The organism is Rhizobium phaseoli (assembly GCF_003985125.1).
Taxonomy (GTDB): domain Bacteria; phylum Pseudomonadota; class Alphaproteobacteria; order Rhizobiales; family Rhizobiaceae; genus Rhizobium; species Rhizobium phaseoli.
Genome location: NZ_ML133571.1, coordinates 66,909 through 92,886, shown reverse-complemented (window position 1 = coordinate 92,886; position 25,978 = coordinate 66,909). Strand labels below are relative to the sequence as shown.

29 protein-coding genes, 1 tRNA gene and 1 pseudogene are annotated in these 25,978 nt (G+C 61.1%); 12 read left to right on the top strand and 19 right to left on the bottom strand.

Annotated elements, in window-relative coordinates; genetic code table 11:
• Window positions 1-166 precede the first annotated feature (166 nt).
• Window positions 167-242 (top strand) — tRNA-Lys (locus EFD56_RS13925).
• 185 nt (window positions 243-427) lie between these two features.
• Complete coding sequence (locus EFD56_RS13920; RefSeq protein ID WP_126905569.1) at window positions 428-1,465, top strand: PIN domain-containing protein; 1,038 nt, start codon at window positions 428-430, stop codon at window positions 1,463-1,465.
• Window positions 1,466-1,472: 7 nt separating this feature from the next.
• Here the strand turns inward: EFD56_RS13920 and EFD56_RS13915 are convergent, their stop codons facing one another.
• The 11 genes from EFD56_RS13915 to EFD56_RS13865 form a co-directional block, all read right to left on the bottom strand.
• Window positions 1,473-2,003 carry a hypothetical protein gene (locus EFD56_RS13915; RefSeq protein WP_126905568.1) on the bottom strand — a complete coding sequence of 177 codons (531 nt, stop codon included), beginning with the start codon at window positions 2,001-2,003 and terminating at the stop codon, window positions 1,473-1,475.
• A 3-nt stretch (window positions 2,004-2,006) separates the two neighbouring features.
• The gene (locus tag EFD56_RS13910; RefSeq protein WP_126905567.1) at window positions 2,007-2,507 is read right to left on the bottom strand and encodes a hypothetical protein; all 501 of its coding nucleotides are present in this window, start codon (window positions 2,505-2,507) and stop codon (window positions 2,007-2,009) included.
• Between the two features lie 3 nt (window positions 2,508-2,510).
• The gene (locus tag EFD56_RS13905) at window positions 2,511-3,236 is read right to left on the bottom strand and encodes a hypothetical protein (RefSeq protein ID WP_126905566.1); all 726 of its coding nucleotides are present in this window, start codon (window positions 3,234-3,236) and stop codon (window positions 2,511-2,513) included.
• An 11-nt stretch (window positions 3,237-3,247) separates the two neighbouring features.
• Window positions 3,248-3,889, bottom strand: coding sequence for a hypothetical protein (locus EFD56_RS13900; protein WP_245440587.1), 642 nt, complete (start codon window positions 3,887-3,889; stop codon window positions 3,248-3,250).
• A gap of 71 nt (window positions 3,890-3,960) precedes the next feature.
• Window positions 3,961-4,707, bottom strand: a complete 747-nt coding sequence (locus tag EFD56_RS13895) for a phage terminase large subunit (protein WP_126905564.1) — start codon at window positions 4,705-4,707, stop codon at window positions 3,961-3,963.
• Between the two features lie 187 nt (window positions 4,708-4,894).
• The gene (locus EFD56_RS13890; protein ID WP_126905563.1) at window positions 4,895-5,494 is read right to left on the bottom strand and encodes a hypothetical protein; all 600 of its coding nucleotides are present in this window, start codon (window positions 5,492-5,494) and stop codon (window positions 4,895-4,897) included.
• A gap of 711 nt (window positions 5,495-6,205) precedes the next feature.
• The gene (locus EFD56_RS13885) at window positions 6,206-7,783 is read right to left on the bottom strand and encodes a TOTE conflict system archaeo-eukaryotic primase domain-containing protein (protein ID WP_126905562.1); all 1,578 of its coding nucleotides are present in this window, start codon (window positions 7,781-7,783) and stop codon (window positions 6,206-6,208) included.
• The gene (locus EFD56_RS13880) at window positions 7,780-8,229 is read right to left on the bottom strand and encodes a hypothetical protein (protein WP_126905561.1); all 450 of its coding nucleotides are present in this window, start codon (window positions 8,227-8,229) and stop codon (window positions 7,780-7,782) included. Before EFD56_RS13880 ends, EFD56_RS13885 begins: the two co-directional genes overlap by 4 nt.
• Window positions 8,222-8,452: a helix-turn-helix transcriptional regulator gene (locus tag EFD56_RS13875; protein ID WP_126905560.1), complete on the bottom strand. Its 231-nt coding sequence runs from the start codon at window positions 8,450-8,452 to the stop codon at window positions 8,222-8,224. The genes EFD56_RS13880 and EFD56_RS13875 overlap by 8 nt, the downstream gene beginning before the upstream one ends.
• Before the next feature lie 92 nt (window positions 8,453-8,544).
• A complete protein-coding gene (locus EFD56_RS13870; RefSeq protein WP_126905559.1) occupies window positions 8,545-9,219 on the bottom strand; it encodes a hypothetical protein in 675 nt (224 codons plus the stop codon).
• Entirely contained in the window at window positions 9,216-10,553 is a 1,338-nt protein-coding gene (locus tag EFD56_RS13865) for a site-specific integrase (protein WP_126905558.1), read from the bottom strand. Before EFD56_RS13865 ends, EFD56_RS13870 begins: the two co-directional genes overlap by 4 nt.
• Before the next feature lie 318 nt (window positions 10,554-10,871).
• On the opposite strand from EFD56_RS13865, the pseudogene EFD56_RS13860 reads away from it, so the two are divergent.
• The 3 genes and pseudogenes from EFD56_RS13860 (at window position 10,872) to EFD56_RS13850 (ending at window position 12,812) form a co-directional block, all read left to right on the top strand.
• Window positions 10,872-11,345 (top strand): annotated as a pseudogene (locus EFD56_RS13860) (hypothetical protein).
• Window positions 11,346-11,503: 158 nt separating this feature from the next.
• Window positions 11,504-11,692, top strand: a complete 189-nt coding sequence (locus EFD56_RS13855; protein WP_004677932.1) for a hypothetical protein — start codon at window positions 11,504-11,506, stop codon at window positions 11,690-11,692.
• 184 nt (window positions 11,693-11,876) lie between these two features.
• Entirely contained in the window at window positions 11,877-12,812 is a 936-nt protein-coding gene (locus EFD56_RS13850; protein WP_085742467.1) for a sialate O-acetylesterase, read from the top strand.
• A gap of 198 nt (window positions 12,813-13,010) precedes the next feature.
• Here the strand turns inward: EFD56_RS13850 and EFD56_RS13845 are convergent, their stop codons facing one another.
• The 4 genes from EFD56_RS13845 to EFD56_RS13830 all read right to left on the bottom strand — a co-directional run bounded on the left by EFD56_RS13845 (window position 13,011) and on the right by EFD56_RS13830 (window position 15,450).
• Window positions 13,011-13,496, bottom strand: coding sequence for an SOS response-associated peptidase (locus EFD56_RS13845; protein WP_126905557.1), 486 nt, complete (start codon window positions 13,494-13,496; stop codon window positions 13,011-13,013).
• Between the two features lie 120 nt (window positions 13,497-13,616).
• Window positions 13,617-13,934: a hypothetical protein gene (locus EFD56_RS13840; RefSeq protein WP_085742469.1), complete on the bottom strand. Its 318-nt coding sequence runs from the start codon at window positions 13,932-13,934 to the stop codon at window positions 13,617-13,619.
• A 362-nt stretch (window positions 13,935-14,296) separates the two neighbouring features.
• Window positions 14,297-14,578 (bottom strand): hypothetical protein, encoded by a 282-nt coding sequence (locus tag EFD56_RS13835; RefSeq protein ID WP_064827521.1) that lies wholly within the window; start codon window positions 14,576-14,578, stop codon window positions 14,297-14,299.
• 248 nt (window positions 14,579-14,826) lie between these two features.
• The gene (locus tag EFD56_RS13830) at window positions 14,827-15,450 is read right to left on the bottom strand and encodes an outer membrane protein (protein ID WP_010009474.1); all 624 of its coding nucleotides are present in this window, start codon (window positions 15,448-15,450) and stop codon (window positions 14,827-14,829) included.
• Between the two features lie 267 nt (window positions 15,451-15,717).
• Here EFD56_RS13830 and EFD56_RS32605 point away from each other — a divergent pair, with 267 nt between their 5' ends.
• Window positions 15,718-15,888 carry a hypothetical protein gene (locus tag EFD56_RS32605; protein ID WP_010009475.1) on the top strand — a complete coding sequence of 57 codons (171 nt, stop codon included), beginning with the start codon at window positions 15,718-15,720 and terminating at the stop codon, window positions 15,886-15,888.
• Between the two features lie 341 nt (window positions 15,889-16,229).
• Entirely contained in the window at window positions 16,230-17,723 is a 1,494-nt protein-coding gene (locus EFD56_RS13825; protein WP_126905556.1) for an FAD-dependent monooxygenase, read from the top strand.
• A gap of 15 nt (window positions 17,724-17,738) precedes the next feature.
• On the opposite strand, the gene EFD56_RS13820 is transcribed toward EFD56_RS13825, so the two are convergent.
• Entirely contained in the window at window positions 17,739-18,470 is a 732-nt protein-coding gene (locus EFD56_RS13820; protein ID WP_085742471.1) for a hypothetical protein, read from the bottom strand.
• 265 nt (window positions 18,471-18,735) lie between these two features.
• Between EFD56_RS13820 and EFD56_RS13815 the strand changes: the two genes are divergently transcribed.
• Window positions 18,736-20,142: an adenylate/guanylate cyclase domain-containing protein gene (locus EFD56_RS13815; RefSeq protein WP_085742472.1), complete on the top strand. Its 1,407-nt coding sequence runs from the start codon at window positions 18,736-18,738 to the stop codon at window positions 20,140-20,142.
• A 162-nt stretch (window positions 20,143-20,304) separates the two neighbouring features.
• Here EFD56_RS13815 and EFD56_RS33695 read toward each other — a convergent pair whose 3' ends face one another.
• Together EFD56_RS33695 and EFD56_RS13800 are read right to left on the bottom strand one after the other, a co-directional pair.
• A complete protein-coding gene (locus tag EFD56_RS33695) occupies window positions 20,305-20,589 on the bottom strand; it encodes a hypothetical protein (RefSeq protein WP_406549984.1) in 285 nt (94 codons plus the stop codon).
• Between the two features lie 178 nt (window positions 20,590-20,767).
• A complete protein-coding gene (locus EFD56_RS13800; protein WP_126905555.1) occupies window positions 20,768-22,558 on the bottom strand; it encodes an ABC transporter ATP-binding protein in 1,791 nt (596 codons plus the stop codon).
• A gap of 866 nt (window positions 22,559-23,424) precedes the next feature.
• On the opposite strand from EFD56_RS13800, the gene EFD56_RS13790 reads away from it, so the two are divergent.
• Window positions 23,425-23,715: a DUF982 domain-containing protein gene (locus tag EFD56_RS13790; protein WP_126905553.1), complete on the top strand. Its 291-nt coding sequence runs from the start codon at window positions 23,425-23,427 to the stop codon at window positions 23,713-23,715.
• Window positions 23,716-23,905: 190 nt separating this feature from the next.
• Here the strand turns inward: EFD56_RS13790 and EFD56_RS13785 are convergent, their stop codons facing one another.
• A complete protein-coding gene (locus EFD56_RS13785; protein ID WP_004671070.1) occupies window positions 23,906-24,742 on the bottom strand; it encodes a nickel-binding protein in 837 nt (278 codons plus the stop codon).
• 412 nt (window positions 24,743-25,154) lie between these two features.
• On the opposite strand from EFD56_RS13785, the gene EFD56_RS13780 reads away from it, so the two are divergent.
• From EFD56_RS13780 to EFD56_RS13770, 3 genes are all read left to right on the top strand, one after another.
• Complete coding sequence (locus EFD56_RS13780) at window positions 25,155-25,412, top strand: DUF982 domain-containing protein (protein ID WP_012483739.1); 258 nt, start codon at window positions 25,155-25,157, stop codon at window positions 25,410-25,412.
• A gap of 115 nt (window positions 25,413-25,527) precedes the next feature.
• The gene (locus tag EFD56_RS13775; protein ID WP_164517744.1) at window positions 25,528-25,698 is read left to right on the top strand and encodes a hypothetical protein; all 171 of its coding nucleotides are present in this window, start codon (window positions 25,528-25,530) and stop codon (window positions 25,696-25,698) included.
• Entirely contained in the window at window positions 25,698-25,934 is a 237-nt protein-coding gene (locus EFD56_RS13770) for a hypothetical protein (RefSeq protein ID WP_064825228.1), read from the top strand. Before EFD56_RS13775 ends, EFD56_RS13770 begins: the two co-directional genes overlap by 1 nt.
• Window positions 25,935-25,978: the final 44 nt, after the last annotated feature.

The window sequence follows — 25,978 nt, the reverse complement described above, 5'->3', positions numbered from 1 at the left end:
CTTGCACGCGCAAGGGATAATGTTTGTGCCACACGAGGGATAACCCTTGTGCCCGCAAGAAATGTGCCTATCACAGGAAAAAGCCGAATTTTTCGGTTGACCGCAATGGGTCGCCTGCCTATGTTCCGCCCACTTCCAGCCGGGGTGCTTTTCACCCGCGGAGCGGGAGAGCGTAGCTCAGCCGGTAGAGCAACTGACTTTTAATCAGTAGGTCTCGGGTTCGAACCCCGACGCTCTCACCATTAAATCGTTTAAAAACAGTGCTTTGCGAGCCCTACTAATAGCGCGTTAGCGGCTGCTTCGGTCAGGCTAACGCGACGCTAACGTTTCGCGTGCGCGGTCCGGGGCTAGTTCGAACCTCAAGCCGTTGTTCTTCTTCCGAATCCTTTCCGCGTTATCTACGCTGCCTCCCTGAAAGGATGATTCCATGCTTCGCATTCTCGTCGATACGTGCGTTTGGTTGGATCTCGCCAAGGATTACAGGAGCCAGCCGATCATCGCGGCTCTTGAGGACGTTCTCGGTCATGAAGATTTCGAGCTCATTGTGCCGCAGGTGGTTCTGGACGAGTTCGCCCGGAACAAGGATCGTGTGGCCGCCGATGCGAAGCGCAGTCTCCAGTCTCACTTCAGTCTAGTCCGGGACGCCGTTCGGCGGTTTGGGGACGAGAAAGACGTAGAAGCAACCATCAAAGCACTCAACGAGGCGGATCACTCGGCCGTTTATAAAGGCGAGGCGGTCAATGAATCCATCGAGCGGATCGAGCGACTGCTCTTTGCTGCCAAGGTAGTGCCCACCACAGAGGCCATCAAGGCCCGCGCCGCTGACCGGGCGCTAAACGGTGTCGCTCCGTTCCACCGACCGAAGAACAGCATCGGAGACGCCATTATCATCGAGACTTACGCCAACGAAATTGAACAAGCAGGCAGCGCAGGCGACGAGTTCGCCTTCATAACTCACAATAAGGCCGACTTCAGCCAAGAGGGCGGCGACCACCGTAAGCCCCATGTCGACCTCCTGCCGTTGTTCGACGGAGTGCGTTCTCGCTTTTGGGTTTCGCTGGCCGACCTGCTTAACGACCTCGATGAGGATCTTCTGGCGAACTACGATCTTCAGCTCTACGGCGCGACGCAGGTGCGCGGATTCTCCGAAATCCTCGAAGCCGAGCACCTGCTGTACAGGCAAGTTTGGTACAACCGCCACCAGAACCTCAGGATCAACATAGAGCGTGGCCGAGAGAAAGTGGTCAGTGATGAGGAGTGGCGCGCCGCCAAGCCGGTCCAGCGCAGGCGCATGACTACAGAGGGCACTTGGAAGCTGGCTCAGGCGGCGGCGCGGAAAACGGAAGCGGAAATCGGGATCGAGAACTGCGGGCCGTGGGACAATTTTGAATGGGGCATGATTAACGGGAAGCTGAGCGCGTTGCGATGGGTGCTTGGCGACGAGTGGGACATGCTGGATACCTGATCCTTCCTCAGATAAGCCGCCTGACAGCATCCCCGGCCTTGTCCCACACGCGGCGTAGCGCGGTGGCGTGGTCGTCCTGGATGGAGAAGAACGCGCGGTGGGGTAGGGCTTCGGCAATAGCCTTCCAATTCATGCCTGCCGCCCGGCGCACGACCACCTCCCTGAGCGGCTGCAGTAGTGCATTCACTACGGCGACAATCTCCTCGGCAGCGTCTTCCATGTGGCGGCGCTCCACCCGGCGGGCGTTGACATCGCTCTTGTCAGCGTCGCGGACGAGATTCATCCATTCCTCGCCCAGTTCGGCCGCGAGTTGCTGGAATACCGCGTGGTTTAGGACGAACTGCTTCTGCCAGCTTGCCCGCGCCAGGCCGGGGCCAACAATCCGCTCGCTGTGCATCCGGGGGAGGATGACGCCATAGACCAGCCGCAGAGCCTTCTCGGTGCGGAGCAGCGGATCGTCGGGCGTGACTCTAGATGCGCGGTCGGGGTCGCGGTCAGCCCTTATGCGACTCGGAGGGCGGCCCCTCTGCTGAGTCATCGCTCAGTGCAGGTTCTTCAGGCGGGCCACCTCGGCGGCAAAGCCCCCGGCCTCGGCGCGTTCCGGCGCGGCGTAGGCCTCTCCCTCATCGGCGATCCAGTTGACCGCCGCCATTTCGGCTTCCTCGCGTCCGCGCCGCCCTACGACGACGACCTTGCCGTTCTTCAGGCCGAACTTGTGCTGCGACATGAACAGGGCGACGGCACCGGGCATAAGCTCGGGCTTGACGTACCGCCCTAGCTGCTCCCGCACCGTCTCGACCACCCGCCGCCGGTTGCTCTCGTCCTTCAGCTGAGCGTTTTCTCCGCGTAGTTGGTGATCCTCCAGAGCCCTGGAGACATTCGCCATCAGCGCGTCACGCTGTGCGTGGTCCAGCTTTAGACGGTCACCGTTCTGCCGGTAGAATCCCCGCAGACCCTCCGGAACGTCCTCAAGCGAGGCGATTTCCTCGGGCATTTCCTGCGCGCTTGTCAGCACGCTCTCAAGATCGATATCTACTTTCATGGTCTACTCCTGCTCTGCGATAGCGGCCTTGATTGCCTGCTCGGCGGCCTGTGCGTTGGCTGAGGCTTCGGCGATCTGAGTGGCCGCGCCGGTCGTGGCGGTGGCGATGTAGCCGATGAACGAATGGCCGCTGCGCTCGGTAGCCTCAAGCGCGGCAGCGAGCCGCCTACGGCGGGCGGTTTCTTCGGGGTGGAACGTTTCCCGGTAGCGGTGGCGGGCCATGTCGTGGCGGGCCTGAGTCAAGCCGACCAGCAGGGCAGGGCCGCGCAGTACGGCGGCGATGATGGTCTTGTCCTTCTCGGCGAATGCCTTGCCGATAGCATCATCTCTGGCCTTTTCCGACATGGTGGCTAGCCGCGCCCGGATCTCGGCTTCCAGCCCGGCGGATAGCTGATCGCGAAGAGCCGGGGGTGTGCTGGTGAGAGCGTCGATCTCCTCGATTTGCCGCTGCACCAGCGCCTTTGCCTCGTCGAGCTTTTTCGCCGTCGCTTCGGCCAGCTTAAGGGCATTGTCCCTCAGCTTGAGGCGGGCGGCCTCCGGCGACAGCAGCCGATCCTTGGAGAGGGTATCGGCATAGGCCGCGAGGTTCTCGCTGTTCAGGCGGGTGGTGCGGATGGCGACTGCGAGAGTGGCGATCGACGCATCTCTCTCCACCTCACCGTTGGGGGCGCGGGCATAGTGCTGCTCGACGGTAGCCTCGTGAATATCCTGCGGTGGTCTGAGCTTCATAGTCTTCTCCTTCAGTAGAAACCGGAAACGGCGGCTTGGCCCCCGCTTGTCCGAGAGCGCGAGGCCCACCAGAGAGCGATGGCGATGCTGAGAATGAGGTCGTCGTGCTTGCCCTCGCGGGCGTTGAAGCTCGCGCGGCCTGCGGCGCTGACCGTGCGGCGGAAGTCCTTCAATTCCTCGGCGAGCGCCCCTGCGTCCGTCAGTTCTGCGGCAAAGCGCAACTCGCCAACGTGAAGCCGCGCGTCCACGGTGCTGATGAGATGCGCCTTCGGCACGTGCCAGCGGCGATTCTCGGGATTGGTGATCTCGTTGCCGGCTGTGATCGCGACCCGCTGCGGCCGCATCCCGGCGGACTCGAATATGTCCGACACGGCGCGACCGACGCCCGTCTCGTCCACGACAAGGTCGCAGTCGTCGCGGAGCGGCGGGCGGTTCAGCAGTTCACCCACGCGCGCCACCACCTGCGGATAGGGAGTGCCCAGCGGCACGCGTTCCAGGGCGCGTACGTCGAACCGGGTTTCACTCCGTTCACGCGACACGTTGGGCCTGACGTGGTCGCCGTAGGAGATGGCCCAGTCGCCCGTAGGCGTCACCGTATGGTGAATTACACATATGGCCGTGGGGTCGTTCGACTGACCGAGGTCCACACCCATGATGAAGCGGCTGAGCGGCGTGACAGGCGTGCGCTGCCATGGTCCTCTGCCGCCCCGGCCTATCGCTGGTGCTACCATAGCGCTCTGACCTCCTGCGTGAATGCTGCTTCGATAATGGCGAGCGGGAAGACCGCTTCCTCGGGATCGTGGAATTCCAGCCCGTACTCCTCGCTGAACTTGATCGCGCCGAGGGCCTTCAGCTCCTCGTCCAAGAATTGCTGCGTGATCCGGGGGCAGGCACTCGCCGGAACCCTCACGCGCTCCCATGAGGGATCGTCGCCGACCCACGCTTCGTAGAACCAGCCGCGCTTGCCCGCTGGCGTCGTAAGGGCGATCAGGCGGGCATCGGGCTTGGTTGCCATCATCGGGCGTACTGCCGTCAACAGCGCATCCTCGACGCGGGCCGCTTCGTCCATGACGACGAGGTCCACCCCGGCAATTCCGCGGATGGTCTTTTCTGTGCCCGGCAGCGAGAGGACGCGTGCGCCGTTCGATAGCTCGGTGCCCTGTTTGCTTTCGGCGGTGGGGCGCGGCGCACCCGGAAGCCGACTGAGGAAGCCGACGATGGTGCGGAAAAGCTCGTTCGATTGGCGCTGCGTCGGGCTAACGACGACGATTTGCGCCGCCGGGACGAAGAGTGCCGTCTGGATGACGAGAAAGGCCGCGACGGTGGACTTGCCCGATTGGCGGGAGCACAGCAGCATGGAGCGCCGGGGGTTGGCGCGCAGCAGGTTGGCCTGCCAAGGGTCCGGCTCTATGCCGCATTCGCGAGCCATAACGACGGGGTCCAGTGCGCGGGCCATATCGCGGGCTAGCATCGGCGCGGCCCCCGCGAACGATGAATGGTGGCAGACCGGCGCTCGTCGGGCACATACGAAGGAGGGGACCCGAAACAACGCGTAGGGAAACCAGCCGGAGACCTGCGCGTCGGCGCTGCCGGCCTGCCTGCACGCAGCGCGCGGCGGGGCGGCGCTGGTACTCGAAAGTGGAGCCTTGGAAGGTTCGTCATGAGCCGCCACCCCCGCTGCCGAGCACGGGACCGCTGGCGTAGGTATGGTCGATCACCATGCCCTCGGCGAACCGCGTCTCCAGCCCCTGGAGCACCAGGGCTACGGCCTCGCGCGCGTCCGGGAAGCCCCGCAGCGCCTTGACCAGTTCGGTCCGCATCTGGATATAGACAGGCGAAATAAGGACATTGTTGTTGATGGTGGTGCCGGTGTTCAGGTCGCCAAGCAGCTTGCCCGTCAGTTCGAAGTTGCGGTGCAGTTGGCCCGCGACGCGCTGAGCCGCCGCCGTGTCTTGCACTTCCTCGGCGGCGTCCATCATGGCAAAGAGCCTGTGCCGAAGCGCCACGATGTTGGAGAGCAGGCTCTGTGACTCCGTGTCTCGCAGCCGGTCGATGTCCATCGGCAGTTCCGGCCCGGCCAGAAGCTGAGCGCGGAGTTGAGGCGGCATATGGTTCTTCGCATGGCGACGGAGAGAGTCAGAGCCGATCTTGTAGCGCCGGGCGAGCACGGCGAATGGCACGTTGCGGGCCAGTGCAAGGTCTATCGCAGCCCGCTCGCGGTGCTGGCATACGGTGCATTCGGGTCCTCGTTTTGCCATGGCGGCGAATAACTCGCTAAAGGGAGCGGCGGATTACCTTTGATTAGCCGTGCGTTAGCTGTAGCAACTATAGGTTGAATATTAGCGTGCTAAGCCCTTGAATTAAAGGGTTTTATTATGGGTTAGGCTACTAATGTTATATAAGGAGGTTGCAATCGCGGAGAGTCGATGCGCCTAGAGCAAAGGGCGATGACGCGGGAAAGAAGTCGGCGGAAGGTAACAGTGTCATAACCGCCCTGGCAGGAGACCGGGGGCTCTAAAGTCCGCAAAAGGCGCTTCCGCCAATAACACCTTTGTCCCAACCCTTTGGAAACGCTCCATAAAACGTATGCGTAAAGGCTTAAAGCCGTTAAAGTCCTACGCGCGGCGCGTATATACGCTCATGCGTTCGTACGTACGCTCGATCATGCGCGTTATAGCCCCCCGGCTTTAGCCCGCCGGTCACTATCCGCCGTCCGCGCCGCCTTAGCCCTGGCCCTTCGGGCGCGACACGAGCGCCGCCGACCCTGGCACGACCGCCAGCTCTCACGCGGGGGTCGCCCTCTAGCCTACGCTCCGCCGCGCTCCAAGCTCCTAGGCGGGCTCCTACGGCGGCTTTACCGGTGGCGACCTTATAGTCGCCAAAACGACTAGGGCGCGACAAGGGTTTAAAGCCCTCCCGCGCCGCCGTAGCGTCTTTCCCTGGTGTCGCCTTTAACATGCTGCCCGTCGTCATATCGGCTCTGGCGCTGGTGGTCGGGGTAGGGGCACCTCGGTAGGCCCATCGAAAAGGGTCTTGCGCACCCACCGGACCTCAGTGATTTTCTTGCCGATGCGCTTCGTCGTCGTGAAAACATCAACGCCGTCTTGCCCAATGGCTCGCAACATTCCGCCGAGCCTATTGCGCGACCACCCGCGAAACGGCGAGCCCGGATGCATGCACAGCCGCGCGTAGAGGTCGCCGAACCGGAACCATATCTTGTCGTTGTCGTCATCGTGGTAGGGCTTGCCGAGCACGATCTCCTCGAGCACATCCGCCATGTGCCGGTCGAAGCAGAAATCTTGCAGCGCCATGCGGAATACGTATTCGGGGGACTCGTCCCTGGGGGCGGCCTCAGACTCTGCCACCCGCAATGCCACATTGAGCCGATCCGCCCACGCGTTCACCGATAGCCGCTTGAAGCCGACCCGCAGCCTTTCAGCACAGCGCAAGTTGAAAAGGTCGTTCTTCCAGACCTCTCTAGACGGCAGCGTTATGTCGCCGTAGTCCGCGACCGTCACCCGCCACATCGGCTCATCATGGCCGGTGATGATGACAATCTTCTCTATTTCTGGAAACCGGCCATCATCATCGGCGTCGTCATCATCCTGTCCGCGCTTTCTCAGTCGGGCCTCCAGGCCGTTGCGCACGTGGCTTTCGGCTATGTGATGTTCCAGCCGCGCCTCGACACCGGCGGCCACGAGGCGACCCACCACCGTAGCTTCATCGATACGCCCCTTGAGCACGTATTTGCCGAATAGAAATGCCGTGTCGTGCAGGGCGCGCTTTCGCCCATCGATCATGCCTGCGATCTCGGCGGCTCGCTCCGTCAGCTTGCGCAATACACGCGCGCTCGTCGTCGCCGATGCTGCCTCCTTATCGGCGGTCGCCTTTCGACTGGCGGCCAGCGCGGCGATGGCTTGGGGAGGTTGGCGGTTCTCTTCTGCAACGGCGATGAATTCCGCGACCGTCATATCGAGCCCCCCGGCCTTAACGCCGCAACGCTCCGTACCGGCCCACGCTGGCATATTTATCCAGTTGCCGACGCCAGTCGCCGGGGGATATGTTTCCGCTTCGGCGTGGCCAAGCCGATCGGCCATAGCGACGAGCGCCGCATTCATTGTTGTCTGCGCTAACCACTGAGTGGCGAACAGCCAAAGGTGCGCCCCGCCGCTCTTCGAACGGGTCAGGACAAGCGGTAGCTCCGCGCGCCGGATTTTGCCGGCAAGCGCGCCATGATCCAGGCCGCCGCCGTAGACGTCGATGTCGACTACACCCCACCGGCACATACCGTCTTCGCGCAGCGGACTTATGCCGAGGGGGCGGGTGCCGGCAAGGTGCTGCTCCCATAGCTCGGGAGTGGGCGGCCCGCCTAAATCACGCGGGCCATTGCCAGAGGCATCCTTCATTTCCATCTTGGAGCCGACCAGCCGCAGCCGGGTTTGATCGTAGGTGCCGTGGCGTTCCTCAGCGCCACGGAACAGTTCGCAAAGGCGCTGCGCATGTGAGCGCCTGTCGTTATCAATGGTGTCGTTCTGAAGAGTGCTCATTCGCTGCTCTCCTCTGGTTGGGAGGAGAGGTGAATGCCGTGCGTGTCGCACCGGGAGCAGGTGAATATAGCGCCCCAGCCGAGTTGTCGGTGATAGAAGCGGATTACACGCAGTGTTGAATCGTCAAACGCCAGCGCCTCTCCGAGGTCGGCCTCGTTTTCCAGCAGAAAACCATAGGTGTGCGCCCACACCAATAGGCGCAAGGCCTCGGTGAGGCAAAACGGGCATTCCTCCATGAAGTCGTTCTCATGGAAGGACACCCATTCGCCGTTCTCGCGGCGATCGCTATGTAGCCCCAGCAGATCCTCAATGTCCTGATTGTGGCCTATCAGCGGGGGTTTACCGGCACCGGGGGGCACGGTATTATTGGCCCTGTTGCTACTGCAATTGTCACGGGCTCGGGAGCGGCTACCACCCCGCTTCCGGCCCTTATTCTTTTTAGCCATTGGCGGCCTCCAGCGGATCAACCCGTCCGGCCGCGATAAAGGCGTCGATGTCAGCCTTGCGGTACATGACCCTTCTGCCGCCAATTACAACCCAAGGCAGCCTCTCTCTACGATAGCGCCACCAACGTAAAGTTTCAGACGATACTCCGAGAATTTTTGCTGCGGTAGCAGGCGGAACAAGCTCATTCCCGCCAGCAGCGTATTTGTCCGTCACATGGACCATTGCCTTCTCCTTCCGAGAACATTACCGTTCTTGGTAACGAGCGTAGGTTAGCTGGCAGGCGCTTGGTCCAAAACGAGGGCCTTTAAAAACCCCTACTCACCGCGCGTTGGAATTTTCCCCGAGCGCAGAGTCCAGCGAAGCTTCGGCAGATCGCGGTTGTCGGTGTTATCGTACTGCTTCCACGCCGCCCTGGCCTCAGGTTCGCTCATGCCGAGCAGGTACCTCGCCACGTCATTTGTCCGGTTCGCGATTGCCGTTGGCGTGGCCGCACCACGATACGTTTCGAGCAGGAGCCGCCTTATGGCTAGGCGCAACTCGGCATACTCAATCTGTTCGTCCGTTAAATGCTCCATCTTGCCCTTCTTGGCTTTGTGCTGTCCTGCGGCATTGGAGAGGGCATTATTTTCGACGAGCTGGGCAACTGTCTCGAGAAACGCAGACGTAGGGCTGCTGCGCATCGCCTTCGCAATCAGACTGTTCCGGCCTGTCCGGTCGCATACGGCTCGCTGCAGGACATCCAACTCGTCGGGGCGCATGCGCTGCGTCTCGTCGACCAAGAACCGCTCGAATTCGTCAGCATCATCGGCTGCCTCCTTTAACCCCTCAGCAAGGACCCAGTCGGCGAGTGCGCCTATGCGCCTCCGGTTCTCCGCCTCGTGATCTGCAGCCGCCGCCTGCCGCTCCTCGTTGGTGGCGCGGCGTAGCAGCCTCTTTCGCTCCGGATAGCAAACCATTTCCCATGCCGGAGGTGCGGGGTCCATGCTCATTCCTTCTCTCCCCTCATCGGCACCACCTTACCCTTCTTCGCCGCTGCCTCCACGTTGCGCTCGCGCCGCGCCGCCGCCGACCGCGCCGCCTCGGCCAGTACCTCACGGCTGACGTGGGTGTAGCGCATAGCCGTGGCGACCGACTTGTGTCCGACGACTGCCATACCTACCGCCATGGGTAGGTCAGAGTCCGTGTAGGTCTTCGTACTGAACCAGTGCCGGATGGTATGCGAGCTAATCCCGTAACCCCCGGTCACCTCGGCCTCCTTCATAACGCGCTTGAAGGCAGAACCCAGAACGTCCACGCGCAGCGGCAGCTCAGTGTCAGTCGCCGGGCAGACCCAAGGCGAGCCAACGAACCGGGGGGCAGCGTTTAGCAGCCGCTCCACTTCGGGCGTAATGGGCTTCTCCAGCTGTCCGGTCTTGGTCTTAGGCCAAATTATCAGCCCGGCCTCGCGATCGATGTAGCTCCACTGCAATTTGCACACTTCGCCCGCCCGCGCCCCGAGCGCGAAGATGAGCCGGAGGGCTAGCGCCGTAGAGGGCTGTAGGCGACCCTCCGCCGCCATCGTGTCCGTTGCCGCCAGAAGGCGGGCGACCTCGTTCTCCGTAAAAAGCCTCGTCCGCCGCTTCGTGCCTTTCAGCCCAAGCTCCTTGAAGTCCAGCGGCGGCGGTAATGCGTTGCCGTAGAGCGAGGCCTTCTTCTTGCTGCGCGACCAGTTGAGCGCTGCCCGCAGCATCCGCATGGCGCCCTCGGCCTGCGCCTTGGCCGGGGGTAGGGGCTTGGCATTCGGGCTGGGCTTCTTACTGCGGCGCTGGCGCGGGCGCTTGCTAAGCCTGGCGAAGAGCGAGTGTACGTCCTCCATCGTCAGCGCCGCCAGCTTGATCTTGCCGATCTCCGGCTTGAGGATCTTGTTCGCCGTCCGCTCGTACTCGTCCGCCGTCTTCTCGGCCAACTCAGACTTCGCGTGCTCGGCCACGAAGAGATCGAGCATGAAGCCCACGGTGGCGGCATTGTTCCTGCGGCCCGCCTCGCGTTGCGCCTCTTCCCGCTCAGCAACCGGGTCCTTCCCCCGGTGGTACTGATTGGCCATCTCGGTCGCCTGATCGAATGCATCGTCGGCGCTAGTCGCTTTGAGGGTCGCCCATTTCGGCTTTCCGTCGGCGCGATAGACATAGACGAACGCCTTGGCGCCGCTCGGCCGAATGCGCAGGCCGAAGCCTGTTAGGCGGCTGTCCCAGATTATGCGCGTCGTCTTGCCGTCCTCGTGAGGCTGGGCGTTCTCCAACACGGCGCGGGTGATTTTCTTCTTCGGCTCTGTCTGCTTGCTCACGGCTGGCCTCCGGGCTAACTTGCAGCTAACGCGCGCTCCGGCGTTAGCCCGCGCGCTCCAGCTCTAAACTAACCTGAATTTTCCAGAAAAGCTAGCATCTTCAATTAAATACCAGCGGGAGCAAGCTCTAGGCTAACGTCACCGGCTCCCGTACCTGCCTACTTTTAATCAGTAGGTCTCGGGTTCGAACCCCGACGCTCTCACCAAATATCCAAGAAAAACAAGCGATAACTACGGAGGCCGGAAACGGTCACTGCTGGCGAATCGAGATTTTTGCGCATTTTGCGCAGCTCCGATAGATCATGTCATTCTTGGTTCATCCCCGCGCCGTCGAAAAGAAAGCCGTCCTCCGATCCGCATTGCTCATTGCGGGCGGTGACGGTCGCGAATCCGTACTACGCCCCGGCGCATGACGGTGAGGCGGCAACCCCCGAACCATTCCGTTGATCGTCAACATCAAGGAAAGCGCCATCACGATGCTGGCCTCGCGCGGCCGGATCGACGCCGCTCAGCTCGCCGCAGCGACGAGGTTCCGCGCCATGTGGGAGGCGATGTGCCGTAGCACGCGGGCGATCGATTACGGTGCGGAGCCGGTAGATGGCGGCGGTCATGCGGACCCTGCTTGGTGAGAAGGGTGACTGGCTGGTGTCCCGGATATGTGGCGAGGGCTACTCCCTCGGTGAAATCGTCGGCCCAGGTGCCAGCAAGCGGCGCAAGCTCAAAGCCGCCCGTGATCTTCGCGAATTCCTCGATCTGCTCTGTGAATTCTGGAACCTCTCTACCCGGCGCTGATGCTCCGCCCTGCCTCTTACGGGGCTCCCAGCGCGCTTCGTCGATCAGGCCGGAGGATTATGCTCCGCACCGGACATCTCCCGTTGCCGCCGCCCAGTAGGTTCCGCGCTGCTGCACGTTCAGTTGAAACGATCTTCGGCCCAGCGAAGTTTATTTGCATGACCAAAGAGGAATTCTGCGAACGGTTCTTTCAACGCATAAGGTTGCACTGCCGCTCGGGCCGCCAGCCGTTTGGGCTGGACCCCAAGACCTACTGCGACAAGATCGCTCCAATCTACTGGCGCGAGTTAGGGAATGAACTGAGCCCCGAGGAATGCGCCGATCAGGACGCTGCTTACTGGCCCTGATCTTCCGCTCAAATTCCTCAGTGGCGATGTTAGGGCAACTGATCTGTAACTAGAATCGTACGATATCAGACAAAAGACATTCCTCCAGTCGCACGGCGTTGTTGTTACAGGAACTTTCATTGATGGATCATACTTAATCTGTCATAGCTTTCATTCCGTCTAATAATGCGTAAAGGGTAGCGACGTGAGCAAAATCATAGCAGTCGGCTTAACCTTAATTGCGTTTTACGTGGTTGGCGGCATGAGTGCGAGACATGAGATCTTTCCTTGGCCGCAGCTTTCCTCGCTCAAGAGAACGGTTGAGGGAGAGAAGCCGCCGCCTCCGAGTCGTTATACTTTTGACGACAATAAAAGGCTCATCGGAGATGAATCAAAAACCTCCGTGGTCTGCCCGGCGCAAACAGATCGAACTGCTGTCTTGCTGCTTCTTGGCCAATCGAATGCGGCCAACGACGGCGGGCAACGGCACCGGTCAGAGTATGGCGCTCGCGTCGTAAACGCCTTTGACGGACGGTGCTTCATCGCAGCTTCGCCGCTTCTTGGCTCGACCGATACCAAGGGAGAGTACTGGACGCTGCTCGGAAACGAATTGATCGCATCGGGACAAAACGACAGCGTCATCCTCGCACCTCTCGCCTATTCCGGATCTGAGGTCGCCCGATGGGCGGCAGGCGGTGACCTCAACGCTGTGCTGATCGATACACTGAAGAAGCTTCAGGATACCGGCTATCGGGTAACGAGCGTCCTCTGGGTGCAAGGAGAGGCGGATTTCGTTTTGGGCACCACTGCCGAGGCCTATCAAGAACGTTTCCTGTCGATGGTCGACACATTGCGTCAGCACGGCGTCGAGGCGCCCGTTTACATTTCGATCGCATCGAAATGCCTTGAACCGAGCAACGGCGGCTTCAAGGAGCATATACCCGACAATCCGATCGTACGGGCGCAAATGGCGCTGTCAAAAAGCGGCCACGGTATCCGGGAAGGCGCAAATACCGACGCGCTACTCGATGGAGACGACCGCTACGACGATTGCCATATTGGGGGCACAGGGGCGGAGAAAGTCTCGCGGGCCTGGTTGAACCTTCTGCGTGGCGAGAGCCGCCTGGAAAGCTCGCGATAGTCTTGTCGGCGATTGCACTCTCTGGTCCGTCCGAAATCTTCCGGAATTACTGGGGGTCCGAAATAGAAAGATGCCCCGCAAAACGAGGCATCTTGTATCAGGCTGATGCCACCTTCAGAGATGCGGCACCGAGGGGGCGGATTAGGTAGCAGGATGACATGGTTCAAAAAATCGTCAATTTACCTGAACTTAGTAATCCTACTGCGGCGCCCGCCTTGTGCTGAGATCAACCCGACGTAGGGCCACAGGTCCAATTCTTCTGGCGGTGCTTACGCGGCGCGCGATCGGCCACATCGTCATCGCTTTGGCATCAAATGGTCTCATCATTCCGCGTGGGTCTGGATCTGGAGACAGCAGGCGCTTGTAATCCTCGGGACGAAGAACAACTGGCATACGATTGTGGACTGCCGAGATCATCTCGTTTGATTGGCAGGTGCCGACAGCGAATCTCCGGATATCGATGCCGGCCGGGTGCCGCCATTCTTCCCAGATGCCAGCCAGCGCGAACGTCGAACGGTCTTTCACAGCAACAGCGTAGGGTTGCTTCTTGTAAATCCCGTCCTGCCATTCAAAAAAGCCGCTAACCGGCACCAGGCAGCGGCGCGACCGGTAAGCGTCTTGGAATAGCTCATTCGAGGCGATGTCTTTACGAGGCGCGAGGGATCCTCCCGCGCTCTCATTCAACGATCATACGAGTGGCTGGCGTCAACCAGTCGGCTCGTCTCAGCGGAACGGGGGTTCCAGGAGTTGACCAAAAGACCGGCTGGTGAGACCCGACGACTCAAGTGGCTCGGGTACGGCCGGCTAAAAGTTGAAATACACACTCACACCTGACCGGCGGTGATAACGGTAATAGTCGCGATAGCCGTAATCGTCGCGGCTGCCATAATACCGCGGACGGTAGCAGGAGCCGTAGTACCGGCAGTCGCGGTAAGCGTATCGGTGGTGTTTCTTCCAGTGACCATACGCATATCCATTACCGTGATGACGGTGCCTGATCTGCTCGACGTCGGCGGTGTGCACAGCGACCGCTTTCGGCACGACGATCGGCATGGCGTTTAGCGGCAGAGCGAAACATGCAGCCAAGACTGTCGCTGCCACTGCGGGGAAAAGCTTTTTCATCGACGTATCCTTTCAGCCCGCGAGTCTGGGTTAATAGGCATTAACCTAGCATGAACGGCTCTCCGCGCCCGGCGATACCGCCGGCCTCGGCGCGCTCCGGTGCGGCGTAGGCCTTGCCCTCCTCGGCGATCCAGTCAAGGCCACCGGCTCTCGTGCCGGCCTATTTTGAATCAGTGAATCTCGGGTTCGAATCCCGACGCTTTCACCATAAAATCAGTTGCCTAGCAGAAAAATTTGTGAGGCGAAAATTCCTTACACGATTGGTTCCGGTTCTGCCCCGGCCGGCCCTCGTTCCGCTGCAGGATCTCTTTCATTCCGCGAGATGATTGACCCATCATTTGATGACAGGGATGGCGGGAGCCTCATCTAGCCAGGGTCGGACGCGTAAGTCTACGGAGAAAACGAGTGACTGCACTTTTGGCCGAGATCTGAACTGGCGGCGTCACGACGCCTGTTCCAAGGTATTGTCGCCCTTTGTTCGTCAAGAAGAGCATTTCGGTGAAACCAAAACCGCCACCATTACTCTCTCTTTTGATCAGGCCAAGCAATTCCGCCTCTTTATCGCAGGGGGAATAGTGATCTTCCAAGACCTCGACACTGCCGCCCTGGTCAGCGATCTCGCCAAGCATAGTCTTGATATCCACGCGAAGCCCTCACCCAAATAGCCCGGCAGCCGAACGTGAGAGCATTATCTCATCGCGTCTGAGAGTGAATAGTACAATTTCTCGGCATCAAAATTTACACCAATATCAAGCTGGCCTTGCAATAGATTGGGATCGAGGACGCCCCGCTGGTAACGATCTGCAGATCGCTGCCAACGTCACTGGGAGGAATAAAAAAAGCCCCGCCGAAAACGGCGAGGCTCTGATGCTAACGATCCGAGAAACTCTTATCAGAACTTCACGCCGATACCGAACTTCAGTTCGTGCTGATCGAGGTCGACATCAACGCCCAGGATGTCTTTTTCGCCGTAGTCGTTGTAGCGATATTCGCCGCGGGCGAAGATGTTGTTCGTGATGGCAAAGTCGACGCCGGCGCCGACGGTGTAGCCGTTGAACGTCTCGGTTTCCTTGTCGAAGCCGGGCGCATCGACGTAACCGCGCGTGGCGGCCCAGCCGGCTGCGCCGTAAATCAGCGCCTTATCGAAGGCGTAGCCAACACGACCGCGAACGGCTCCAGCCCAATCCGTCCCGACGTCTGCGCCGAGCGCGTCCTCTTCATTCCAATTGTGTTCGATATTCCCTTCGATACCCACGACAATGTTATCGAACTGGAAATTGTAACCTGCGAAAGCGCCGAAGACGCCGCCGTTGAAATCCTCATCGGCGGAGGCACCGCCGGCGCTGAAATCACCGTTCAACCAACCGGCGCCGCCATCGATACCGAAATAAGGACCCGACCAGGTGAAAACAGGTGCCGCCGCAACCGGTGCCGTTGGGACGTCCTGAACGACATCGGCCGCGAACGCAGTGGTAGCGACAAGTGCGAGAAAGGCAGTGGCGATCGTTAGCTTCATTTTCGTACTCTCCATGGCATTGCATTAGGACTGAATGATATAACGGCTGCACAACAGAAGGCTGTAGCAACAAGGACACACTCCCGAAATTGTACGCTCTCGTACAAGTTGTTTGTAGCCGGGAGAGGGCCGGCCGAAGCCGGCGTCGCCAGAAATTGTCCTGATGCGGGTTACACGGATCGTCGATTTGCCTTTCCGGGAACTCCGAACCCGGAACCAAATGCGCTCGCATTCACTTTGACGACTGAGCAATTTTGGAGATTCGCTATGGAAGAGACGCCCAAAACCGCAATCCGCGGAATGATGTTGTACGTGCTCGCTCTTATTGTCTTGGGCGTTTTGGCTGGTGCTGCCTACACGATCTACGGCCACCCCGCCGATCCCTCGGAGCGGCCGGCGGCTGAGACCATTCCGCAAAAGGCCACAGCTCCGCAGTGATCGGCACCATCCCAGCTATATCTGGTCGCCCCGAGAACGAATGGTGAAACGGAAGGCGTTTTGCCAAACCCGGCGCTGACCCGCTCTGGTCGTGTTGAAGCGTCCGGGTTCTACGCCAGGAAAACTGCACAAGCGGCAACGAAAAGGGCTTTGGAAGGCAAGGCGGAAATCCTGTCGCAAGTCCTTCCCACCAGTAGAGAGCTAATGCTTATAGGGGGAACAACCTGCGACAGGGGAATTCGGCACCTGAGCAGACGCGATCAAACTGGAATACCCAGCCGGGCAGCTCGGCCCGGAATGCCGAGACGTTATCCCGGCAGTCGGAGCAGAGGAGTTTGCGGATGAGGGAACATGCGGTCGTGATTGCCGGAGGAGGGCCGACCGGGCTGATACTGGCCGGCGAACTGGCCTTGGCGGGCATCGATGTCGCCATTGTCGAGCGTCGCTTGAACCAGGAGATCGTCGGTTCGCGTGCCGGGGGCCTCAGTGCGCGCACGCTCGAGGTTCTCGATCAGCGCGGCATTGTTGATCGGTTCTTGGCCGAGGGTCAGATCGCCCAGGTCACCGGATTTGCGGTCACGCGGCTTGATATCAGCGATTTTCCGACGCGGCACAATTATGGGCTGGCACTGCGGCAGAAGCATATCGAGCGCATTCTCGCCGGCTGGGTCGAAGAGTTGCCGGTCGTGATCTATCGCGGCTGCGAACTGACAGGCTTCATGCAGGACGCTTCCGGCCTGACCATCGAACTCTCCGACGCTTCGGAAATCCGCGCAGCCTATCTCGTCGGCTGTGATGGCGGCCGCAGCCTGGTTCGCAAGCTGGCCGGCATTGAGTTTCCCGGATGGGACGCGACGACGAGCAATATTCTTGCCGAGGCCGAGATGGAGGAGGAGCCGCCGCTCGGCGTCCATCGCACCGCGCTCGGCATGCATGCCTTTGGCCGCGAGGACTATGAAATCCGGGACGGCAAGGTTGTCTTTGCCAGCGAAGGCCCGATCAACGTCATGGTGACGGAAACGAGTGCCGTTGCGGCAGGCGAGCCGACGCTCGGTGATCTCAGGCGAGCGCTGATTGCCGCCTGCGGAACGGATTTTGGAATCCATGGCCTCAAGTGGATTTCCAGGTTCACCGACATGTCGCGGCAGGCGGCAGCCTATCGCAAGGGCCGGGTTTTCCTGGCGGGCGACGCCGCGCATGTGCATTCGCCGGTGGGCGGGCAGGGGCTTAATACCGGTGTCCAGGATGCGGTGAACCTCGGCTGGAAGCTTGCCCAGGTGGTGAAGGGACTGTCGCCTGAGGCGCTGCTCGATACCTATCACGCCGAGCGGCATCCGGTCGCTGCCCGCGTGTTGCGCACGACAATGGCCCAGGTCGCCTTGCAACGCACCGATGACCGCACCGAAGCGCTCAGGGACATCGTGCTGGAACTCCTTGGACTGGATGAGGCCCGCAAGACGCTCGCCGGGGAAATGTCCGGTCTTGCCCTCCGCTACGATCTCGGCGAGGGGCACCCGCTGCTCGGCCGCCGCATGCCCGACCTCGACCTCGTCACGCCTGATGGCTCCATCCGTGTCTTTGCGCTGCTCAGAGAGGCGCGGCCGGTGCTGTTGAATCTCGCCGCAACCGGCAGCCTCGATATCGCGCCATGGTCAGGCCGCGTCCGGCTGGTTCAGGCGAGCTATGGCGGTCCGTGGGAGCTGCCGGCGCTCGGGGCAGTCTCGGCGCCGAGCGCGGTGCTGATCCGGCCCGACGGATATGTGGCATGGGTCGGCGAGGGGACGCAGGATGGCCTTTACGACGCGATGATCACCTGGTTCGGGCCGTCCGGTTGAGAGCCGCAGCGCCGGTTAAGCGGCGAGCGGGACCGAGCCGCCGTCCGGGATCGCCTCGCTTTCTGGCATCGGCCTGCCGCGGCGCTCCCACGTCCGCCGGCTGATGCCGAAGGCCTCCCAGGGGCGGGACTGGCTGAGGGAGTTGGCGAGGTAGTCTGCTCTGGGAGCGGCGCCGGCGGCGCGGCGCTGCTTCTCTTTCCGGCTGAGCTCGCGCTGGCGCCGCTTTGCCTTTTGCAGTTTTGCCCTTTTCGCCTTCGGCACGTCGAAGGCGCCGATGGTGCGGATATCGAGCGCGCAGCGTTCGGCATAGCTCAGATGCAGGGCATGGCCGAGCGCGTCGGCGGAAAGCGGGGAAAACCGCACCTTGGTCCGCTCGTAGATGATTTCCTCTATCACGGCCTTTCCAGCCCAGGGGACCCAGCGGGCCGCCCAGCCGAGCACCACCTCGACAAAACCTTCCTTGAACTCGACGAAAGCGAGGCTGGCGATCACCTCGACATAGATCAGCGCGTCGTCCGCCTCCGGCACGATCTCTCCATGGCGGTTCCGGATCAATTGTTCGATCTCGCGCATGCGACCGCGGAAATGGTTCCAGCGGCCGCCCCGCATCCGGCGCTGCACGGCCTTATAGCCCAGCAGGCAGTCACCGAGTTTGATCGCCGTGATATCCCGGGCAAGACCATCCGCATGAGCGGCTTTTTCCGCTGGCTTTGCCGATCGAGCCCCTTTCTCCTCAAGACGATCCATCACTTCTCCTTCGTCGATCGGCCGGAGCCGAACCGATCGATTGTAGAGGAGGGCGAGGGGGTGATGCTCGCACTTTTTCGCCGTTGTGCTGCAAATTGTTGAAACGGTGATGCAACGGAGTGACGGGCAGCCGACAGGCGATTTCGGCTGGGGAACTCTGTCAATCGGCAAGCAAGCGGTCCGATCGATTTCTATTGGCAGGTTGCCGTGTTATGATCGCGCCATTGGCGTTGTCTGTCCTGTCATGCGCGTAGAGACTATCTAAATGAGCGAAGTGGACGTCCTTTTTGCCGCCCTGCGACAGGCGGCTGACCCGCAGACGGTCGAATGTATCGAAAACGTCGTCAGGCATGGCGCCGATCGCGATCTCAACCGCATCAATGCGCTGGCTTTCGCCGAAAACCATTCTCTCGATGAAGAGAAAACCATCGCCGCCTTTCTCCACGCCGCCCGCATAGGGGCGTTCGAGATGACCTGGAATGTGCTCTGTCCGGGATGCGGCGGCGTCCTTGACAGCGGCGCAACGCTCAAAGGGGTCGTGCAGGATACCTATCATTGCGCCCTCTGTGCGGCCGGATACGAACCCACGCTCGACGAGATGGTCGAGGTCACCTTCACCGTCAGTCCGCGTGTGCGCAGGATTGCCGCCCACGAGCCCGACCGGCTGCCGCCGCTCGAATATTACCGCCAGATCTTCTTCAGCTCCGGCGTCGACCTGCCGGAGGATCTGGAAGCGAAATTTGAACCCATTCTTCTGGAGATGATCGAGCTGGCGCCGGGCGAGAAGGCTTTCGTCTCGCTGCAGCTGCCGGCGCAATTCATCATCATCTTCGATGCGGTGACGCATTCGGCGCAGTTCATCGATGTGCAGGGCGAACCCACCAGCGAACGCCAGAACCTCTCGATGGTCATCAGCCGCGGGCATGCGCTGAACGAAACCGTGACGATGCGTCCCGGCCTGCTGCGGCTGACGCTTGAGAATCATACCGATCGCCGGGTGGTGCCGAATGTCTGCATCGCCGGCGATGACCTCCATGACCTCCTGGGCCGCCGGCGGCCGTTTCTGACGGCCAAGCGCCTGCTGACGAACCAGAGCTTCCGCGACATCTACCGAACCGATACACTCGACGTCGACCAGCGCCTGAAGATCACCAGCCTGACCTTCCTATTCACCGATCTCAGGGGCTCGACCGCGCTTTATGAGCGTGTCGGTGATCTCGCCGCCTTCGATCTGGTGCGGGCGCATTTCCGCGTTCTTCACGAGATCGTCGCCACCGAGGCGGGCGCCGTCGTCAAGACGATCGGCGATGCTGTCATGGCGACCTTCCCGAGCCCGGACCGCGCGGTGGCGGCCGCGCTCAGAATGCGCGAAGCGATGCGCCGGTTGAATGCCGAACACGGCAGCGAAGACCTGCTCCTGAAGATCGGCATCCATGAGGGGCCATGCCTCGCCGTCAACCTCAACGACCGTCAGGACTATTTCGGCCAGACCGTCAACATCGCCTCGCGCGTCCAGGGCCTTGCCGACCCCAATGTGATCATGACGACGGAAGCGATCGTCGAGGATGTCAATGTCTCGGAGATCCTGCGTGACAGCGGCATCAGATCGGCGTCCCGGATGGCGGAACTCCAGGGCATCGGCAGGGAGGTCAGGATCTTCGCCCTGTCGTGAGCTTCGTCGCTGATCACGGCACCCTTTGCCGGCCGCGGCAACCCTCGCTCATATGTCGTGCCCTTGTTGTGCCCTGGGCCGCCCACAAGAAAAAGGCCTGCCCCGAAGGCAGGCCAAGCCGCCCCCGTGGTCGTGGAGCGGAGGGGAACGAAGTCGCTTTGCCTATTGGCGTGTCACGACCTTCCGTGGGCCGGTTCGCGTGTTGGAAACGGCCAAGGCCAGGCCGGACAAAATCAAGGCCACGCCAGCGGCAAAGGTCAGGCTCAACGCGTCGCCGAAGAGAAACGATGCCGCGGCCGCCATCCGCGGCGAAGGCGTGGCTCTGGGCGAAGCGTCTTGGTGGCTGAGGATCTTGCCCAGGGCCGCCTCGTTGCGTTGTTCCCGAAAGCGAGATTGGACGTGGAGTGGGGATACGATCTTGTCTATGCGATCGGCACTCAGGATCATCCCAAACTGCGAGCATTCCGGAGTTGCATATCAGGCGAGGTCAGGGAATTCGCCGCGAATATCCAACCCGACTTTGTCGACGCCGTTCTCTGAACGGTTCGGGAGCTCTCCGGCCACGGTGAGCTCCGCTGCGGGCCATGCAAGAAGACGCCAGAGCATCCGCCCTGGCGTCTTCGGTTCAGGCCACCAGACCCTTGGTCAGCTCAAGCGCCTGCCGTTCGAACAGCCGCCGATAGATGCCGCCATTGAGCCGGATCAGCGCCTGGTGGTCGCCCTCTTCGACGATCTTGCCCTTGTCGAAGACCAGCAGCCGGTCGAGCGCCCGCACCGTCGACAGGCGGTGGGCAATGACCAGCGTCGTGCGGCCGACCATCAGCCGTTCCATGGCCTGCTGGATCTGCACTTCGCTCTCGCTGTCGAGGCTCGACGTCGCCTCGTCGAGGATCAGCACCGGCGCATCGGCGAGGAAGGCGCGGGCAATGGCGACGCGCTGCCGCTCGCCGCCCGACAGCTTGACGCCGCGTTCGCCGACCATCGTTTCATAGCCCTTGGGGAGGCCTACGATGAAGCCGTGCGCATTGGCCTGTTTCGCCGCCTGCTCGATCTCGCGGCGCGAGGCGTTCGGCCGGCCATAGGCGATGTTTTCCGCCAGCGTCCGATGGAACAGGATCGGCTCCTGCTGCACGATGGCGATCTGGCCGCGCAGGTCTGATTGCCTGACGTCGGCGATATCCTGTCCGTCGATGCGGATGGCGCCGGCATTCACGTCATAGAGGCGCTGGATGAGCTTGACGAAGGTCGTCTTGCCCGAACCCGAATGCCCGACCAGACCGACGCGCTCGCCCGGCTTGATGACGACCGAAAAGTCCTCATAAAGCGGATCGGGATGAGCGCCATACTGGAAGATGACGCGGTCGAAGACGATCTCGCCCGTATCGATCGCAATCGGCCCGGCATCCGGCTTGTCCTCGACGCCAAGCGGCATCTTGTCGAGCAGCACCAGCTCTTCCATGTCATTGACGGCACGCTGCAGGTTGCGGATGTCCTGGCCGACATTGCGCAGATAGCCTTGCAGAACGAAGAACATCGCCAGCACAAAGGTGATGTCGCCTGGTGTCGCCAGCCCCTTCCGCCACATGAGGAGGCCCGTTCCGAGAATGCCCGCCTGCATGGAAACCATCATGAAGCCCTGGATCGTGCCGCTCAATGTGCCGCGCTTCCATGTGCGCCGCGTGCGCCTGTCCCATTTGGCCAGCACGTGGCGCAGGCGCAATTCTTCGCGGCTTTCGGCGCCGAAGGCCTTGACTACCGAATTGCAGCTGATGGCATCGGCGAGCGCGCCGCCAAGCTTGGTGTCCCAGGCATTGGCAAGCCGCGCTGCCGGCGACACGAAGCCCATGGAAAGCGCCACGGTCGCGCCGATATAGATCAGCGATCCCGTTGCGACGAACAGGCCCATGACCGGCCAGTAGCTGCCGAGCACAAGACTGGCGCCGACGAGCATGACGATGGAGGGCAGCAGCGCGACCAGCAACAGGTCGTTGAGCGAATCGAGCGCCCACATGCCGCGGGTGATCTTGCGCACGGTCGAACCGGCAAAGCTGTTGGCGTGCCAGTCTGTGCTGAACCGCTGCACCTTGTGGAAGCCGTTATTGACCACATCGGCCATGATGCGCAGCGTCAGCCGGATGATGCCGTTGAAGATGAACCAGCGCAACACCACGCTGGTGAGGCCGAGAACCACGACGACGGCAAAGGCGCTAAGGGCGCTATCGGCTGCCTGGGTGCCGGCAATGGCATCGACGATGCGGCCGGAAAACACCGGCACCATGACTTCGGCCAGCGTGCTTGAGACCACCAGCACGATGATCGCGCCGACCAAGGCAGGCCGATAGCGCCAGTGCTGAAAAACAAAGCCGAGCACCTGACGATAGGCATCGGCGCGAAAATCGAGCTTCTTGCGAGTCATTTTAACCTGCCCGGCCCGGATTTCGGCAACCGGTCCTCAAAAATCGAGAGTGAGATGCCACAGCCCGGGCGGGAGACAAAATGATCCCGTCAGATCAATCGGGCTATGAAGGATGAAAAAACCGCATGTCGGGCGCGCTCGGGGCGGGCCGCGAATGGAATTGACCTAGCGTCGGGACATTCCATGCGGGAAGCTGTCGATGAATGCTGGTGTCATGCAACGCCTCCCTATGTTAGATCTGAAGTGTTCGATCTGAAGCGGTGAGCGTTATGTAGCGGAGCAATTCGCCATTGCCAAGCGGATTTTTACAACCCTGCAGACAGTGATGCGGAAACGACACAGCTTATGAGCTTGCATCCTGCGGTATCAGCCGTTTGGTGTTGCGCGCAGGCACTGCCAAACTCTGGGCTTCAATAGCTGCAGGAGCGAGCGTTGCTGGGTCTGAATCCACCTGCGCAAGCCGGGTTCCTCGACGTATTCAACTGATATTGAAAATCCTCCCTGTCGTGCCTCGCAGGCGAGGTGCAGGAAGATGCGATGGCGGAAAGGCCGATCAGCGCTCCGGCTGCGGCCAATCGGATAACTCGGTTCATCTGCGTCTCCTCCAAAGCATGTCACGCAAAGGTTGATCCTCGTGCGCAATCTAGCATGGCGGCCCATGCCTTTGCGAGGAGGTGGACGCGATCACGCGCATCTGATGGCAGGCGTTGCACATTTATGTCCGGCCGATTTCATTGCACTATTCTGTCATTATGGAAGCAGTTGCACTATGTTTGCTGGCGAACCAAACTTGATTTGTTGTTGAATTATTCAAGCTTTTTCAGTAATATTATCCCATAAAAAAGTAATATAAATGGGAGGATACTATGCCAGAAGCTCAGTTCGAGCCGGTTTTTCTTCGCCGTCAACATTTCGTCGCAGAGATCACGAATCTCGACGAAATCTTCGATTTTCTGGAGGAGTGGCCGCAGGACAAGCGAGGTCTGGCATATGACACGCTGCTGAAGGCGTGCAGGGATACGGCGAGCGGCCGGTTCCCGCTGAATGCGGCGAGGGAGAATTTCCGGCGGTTTTTGAAGATGTCGGGCGTGCTGGCGAAGGCCGAAGGCGCCGCGAAATTCGAGTTGATGAACGATCGAACGATCCGCACGGCTTGATCTCACACAGACAGGCGACGGATAAGGGCGCAGCCGCGGCCGCAACGAGGCGGGTTCGGCCACCGCGAGAAATCGGCGGCGCGCTTGTCATGGCGCGTGGCGACGCGCACCGGCCCGAATGGGGATCGATTTTCGGGCCGGTGCGCTAGCTCACATAGCGCTAGCTCACGTAGCGCTAGCTCACGCGGCGTTAGCTCATGTGCTGGCTGTCGTTGGCCCATTCGCATCGGAAGGCCAGCATCGGCTTGGAAAATCCCTTGAGACGGCGGCGTGTCGCGTGGGCGAAGAGGTCGCTCGCGCCATATTCCCGGAAAATATTCTCCGACACCAGGATCTGGTCGCTGGCGGCTGCCGCGCAGAGGCGGGCCGCCAGCTGCACGGTCGAGCCGAAGAGGTCGTTGCTGTCCTCGACCGGCTCGCCGCAATCGAGCCCGATGCGGATATGGATCGGCTGGGCGTTGTTGCCGCTGTTGTAATGTTGGAATTCCTGCTGGATCGCCATGGCGCATTCGACGGCTGCCGTTGTCGCCGCGAAGGCCGCCATGATGCCGTCGCCGGTGTGCTTGACTTCGCGGCCTGAATTTTTGCCGAGGCACCGGCGCACAATCGCGTCATGGGCCCGGACCAGCTCTGTCCCCATGCGGTCGCCGAGGCGCGCCGTCATCTCGGTCGAGCCGACGATATCGGTAAACAGGATCGCCCGGTGGCCGGGATCCATTTGCGGCGTGGATTGGCCGGGCGCGGGATCAGGGTCATTGATGCGGCCGAGAAAGGCCTCCACCGCCGACAGGGCCACCTCGACGATCTCATTGGCGACAAAGCCGTGCGCCTCGCGATGCACGCATTGGACGGCTGCCATATCGGGCGCATCCACCAGGCAGAAGGCCGTCCCGCGCCGCTGGTCGAACCAGTAGGTGAGGAACTTGACGCCGTATTGATCCTGAATGTCGATATCCATGCGATGTGCCTGAGCGACCTCGGCGGGCGAGGTCCCTTCGAGAAAGTGCCGGTCCATGAAGATGGGCATCGCGCGTCCTCCCAGATCCGCCGCGTGCAAGAGACGGCATTGTACGATCTGGATGCGTTCCCGTCCACCTTCCGGACAATTAAACGCGCTCATCGCGGTATGTTGCTTGCAAAGAGCATCGCGTTGCTGAATCTCCGCTAGAATATGCAAGAAAATGGATAGTTTTAATGAGTAGGCCCGGTGTGTTAGTCTGATATTTACCATAATCTGTCGTTTAATGACTGGTGGCAGGTTTCCGGCCCCCCTCGAGAGGTTTCAGGCGTTTCCTGTTCTCAAGCCTCGCTCGCCGGATCCTGGCTGGAGAGAAATGTCTGTCGTGGCCATGATGGCCAAGATCGAAAGGCCGCTGCCAACGGCACGCAAATTGCATGTTATCGATTAGCTCGCCGAAATTAGGAAAAGCTGTAGCAAAGTGAGACAGACGGCACATTTTCGACCGGTCGGCTTGGCCTCGATGGGGCTCGGGCATTATGCCGTTATTAACTCTGTGTGGGATGCCGCGCGCACGCTCCTCCATGACTGGCCGGTGGATGACGGCGAGGAATATCTCGAGGCCGTCAAAGCCTGCCTGGATGCGATCATCGGCGACCTGCCGCCGGATCATGTGCGGGCCGCCTTCGTCAGGGCTGCGCAGGAGGCGGGCATCGCCGTCATCGAGGCGGCCGACTGAACAGCGGCCACATCCCAATCTCCGTCCCTCCCGGTTCCACGAGAAGGTCTCGTCACGCTTGACTTCCGCGGATTAGGGTCTAAATTAGAACAAAGCAGGAACACTGGAGATGGTCATGACACATACGGAACAGGTGATCGCCAACGCCCTGGCCCTCGTCGAAGCCTCCCGCGCGGCCCGTGAACGGGATCAGCAGCGTCGCGCCGCCTGGCAGAAAAAGGTCGAACTCAGCCGGCCGCTGCCGCCTTTGCCGCGGCCGGTCCAGTTGCCGCTGGCGCTGAACTGATGCAGCCGGCAAAGACATTCGGGCCCGATCCGGCCTGCTCCGATGCGGCTTGCCCCGATCCCGCATGGGAAGTGGAAGCCGTGCTCGCCTGGCATGACGACGATGCCAAGGCGGCGATCCGTTCGCTTCTCGACGACTGCAGGCATCTGCGCCGGCAGCTGGCACTGGCGGAAAGCGTGATGAGCCGCGGAATGGCCCGCGGCTGGACACCGCGATACGAACGCGATTCACTCTGAAATATGCCTGCGACGACGTCTGTTGCGATCGGCGCGACCGCGGC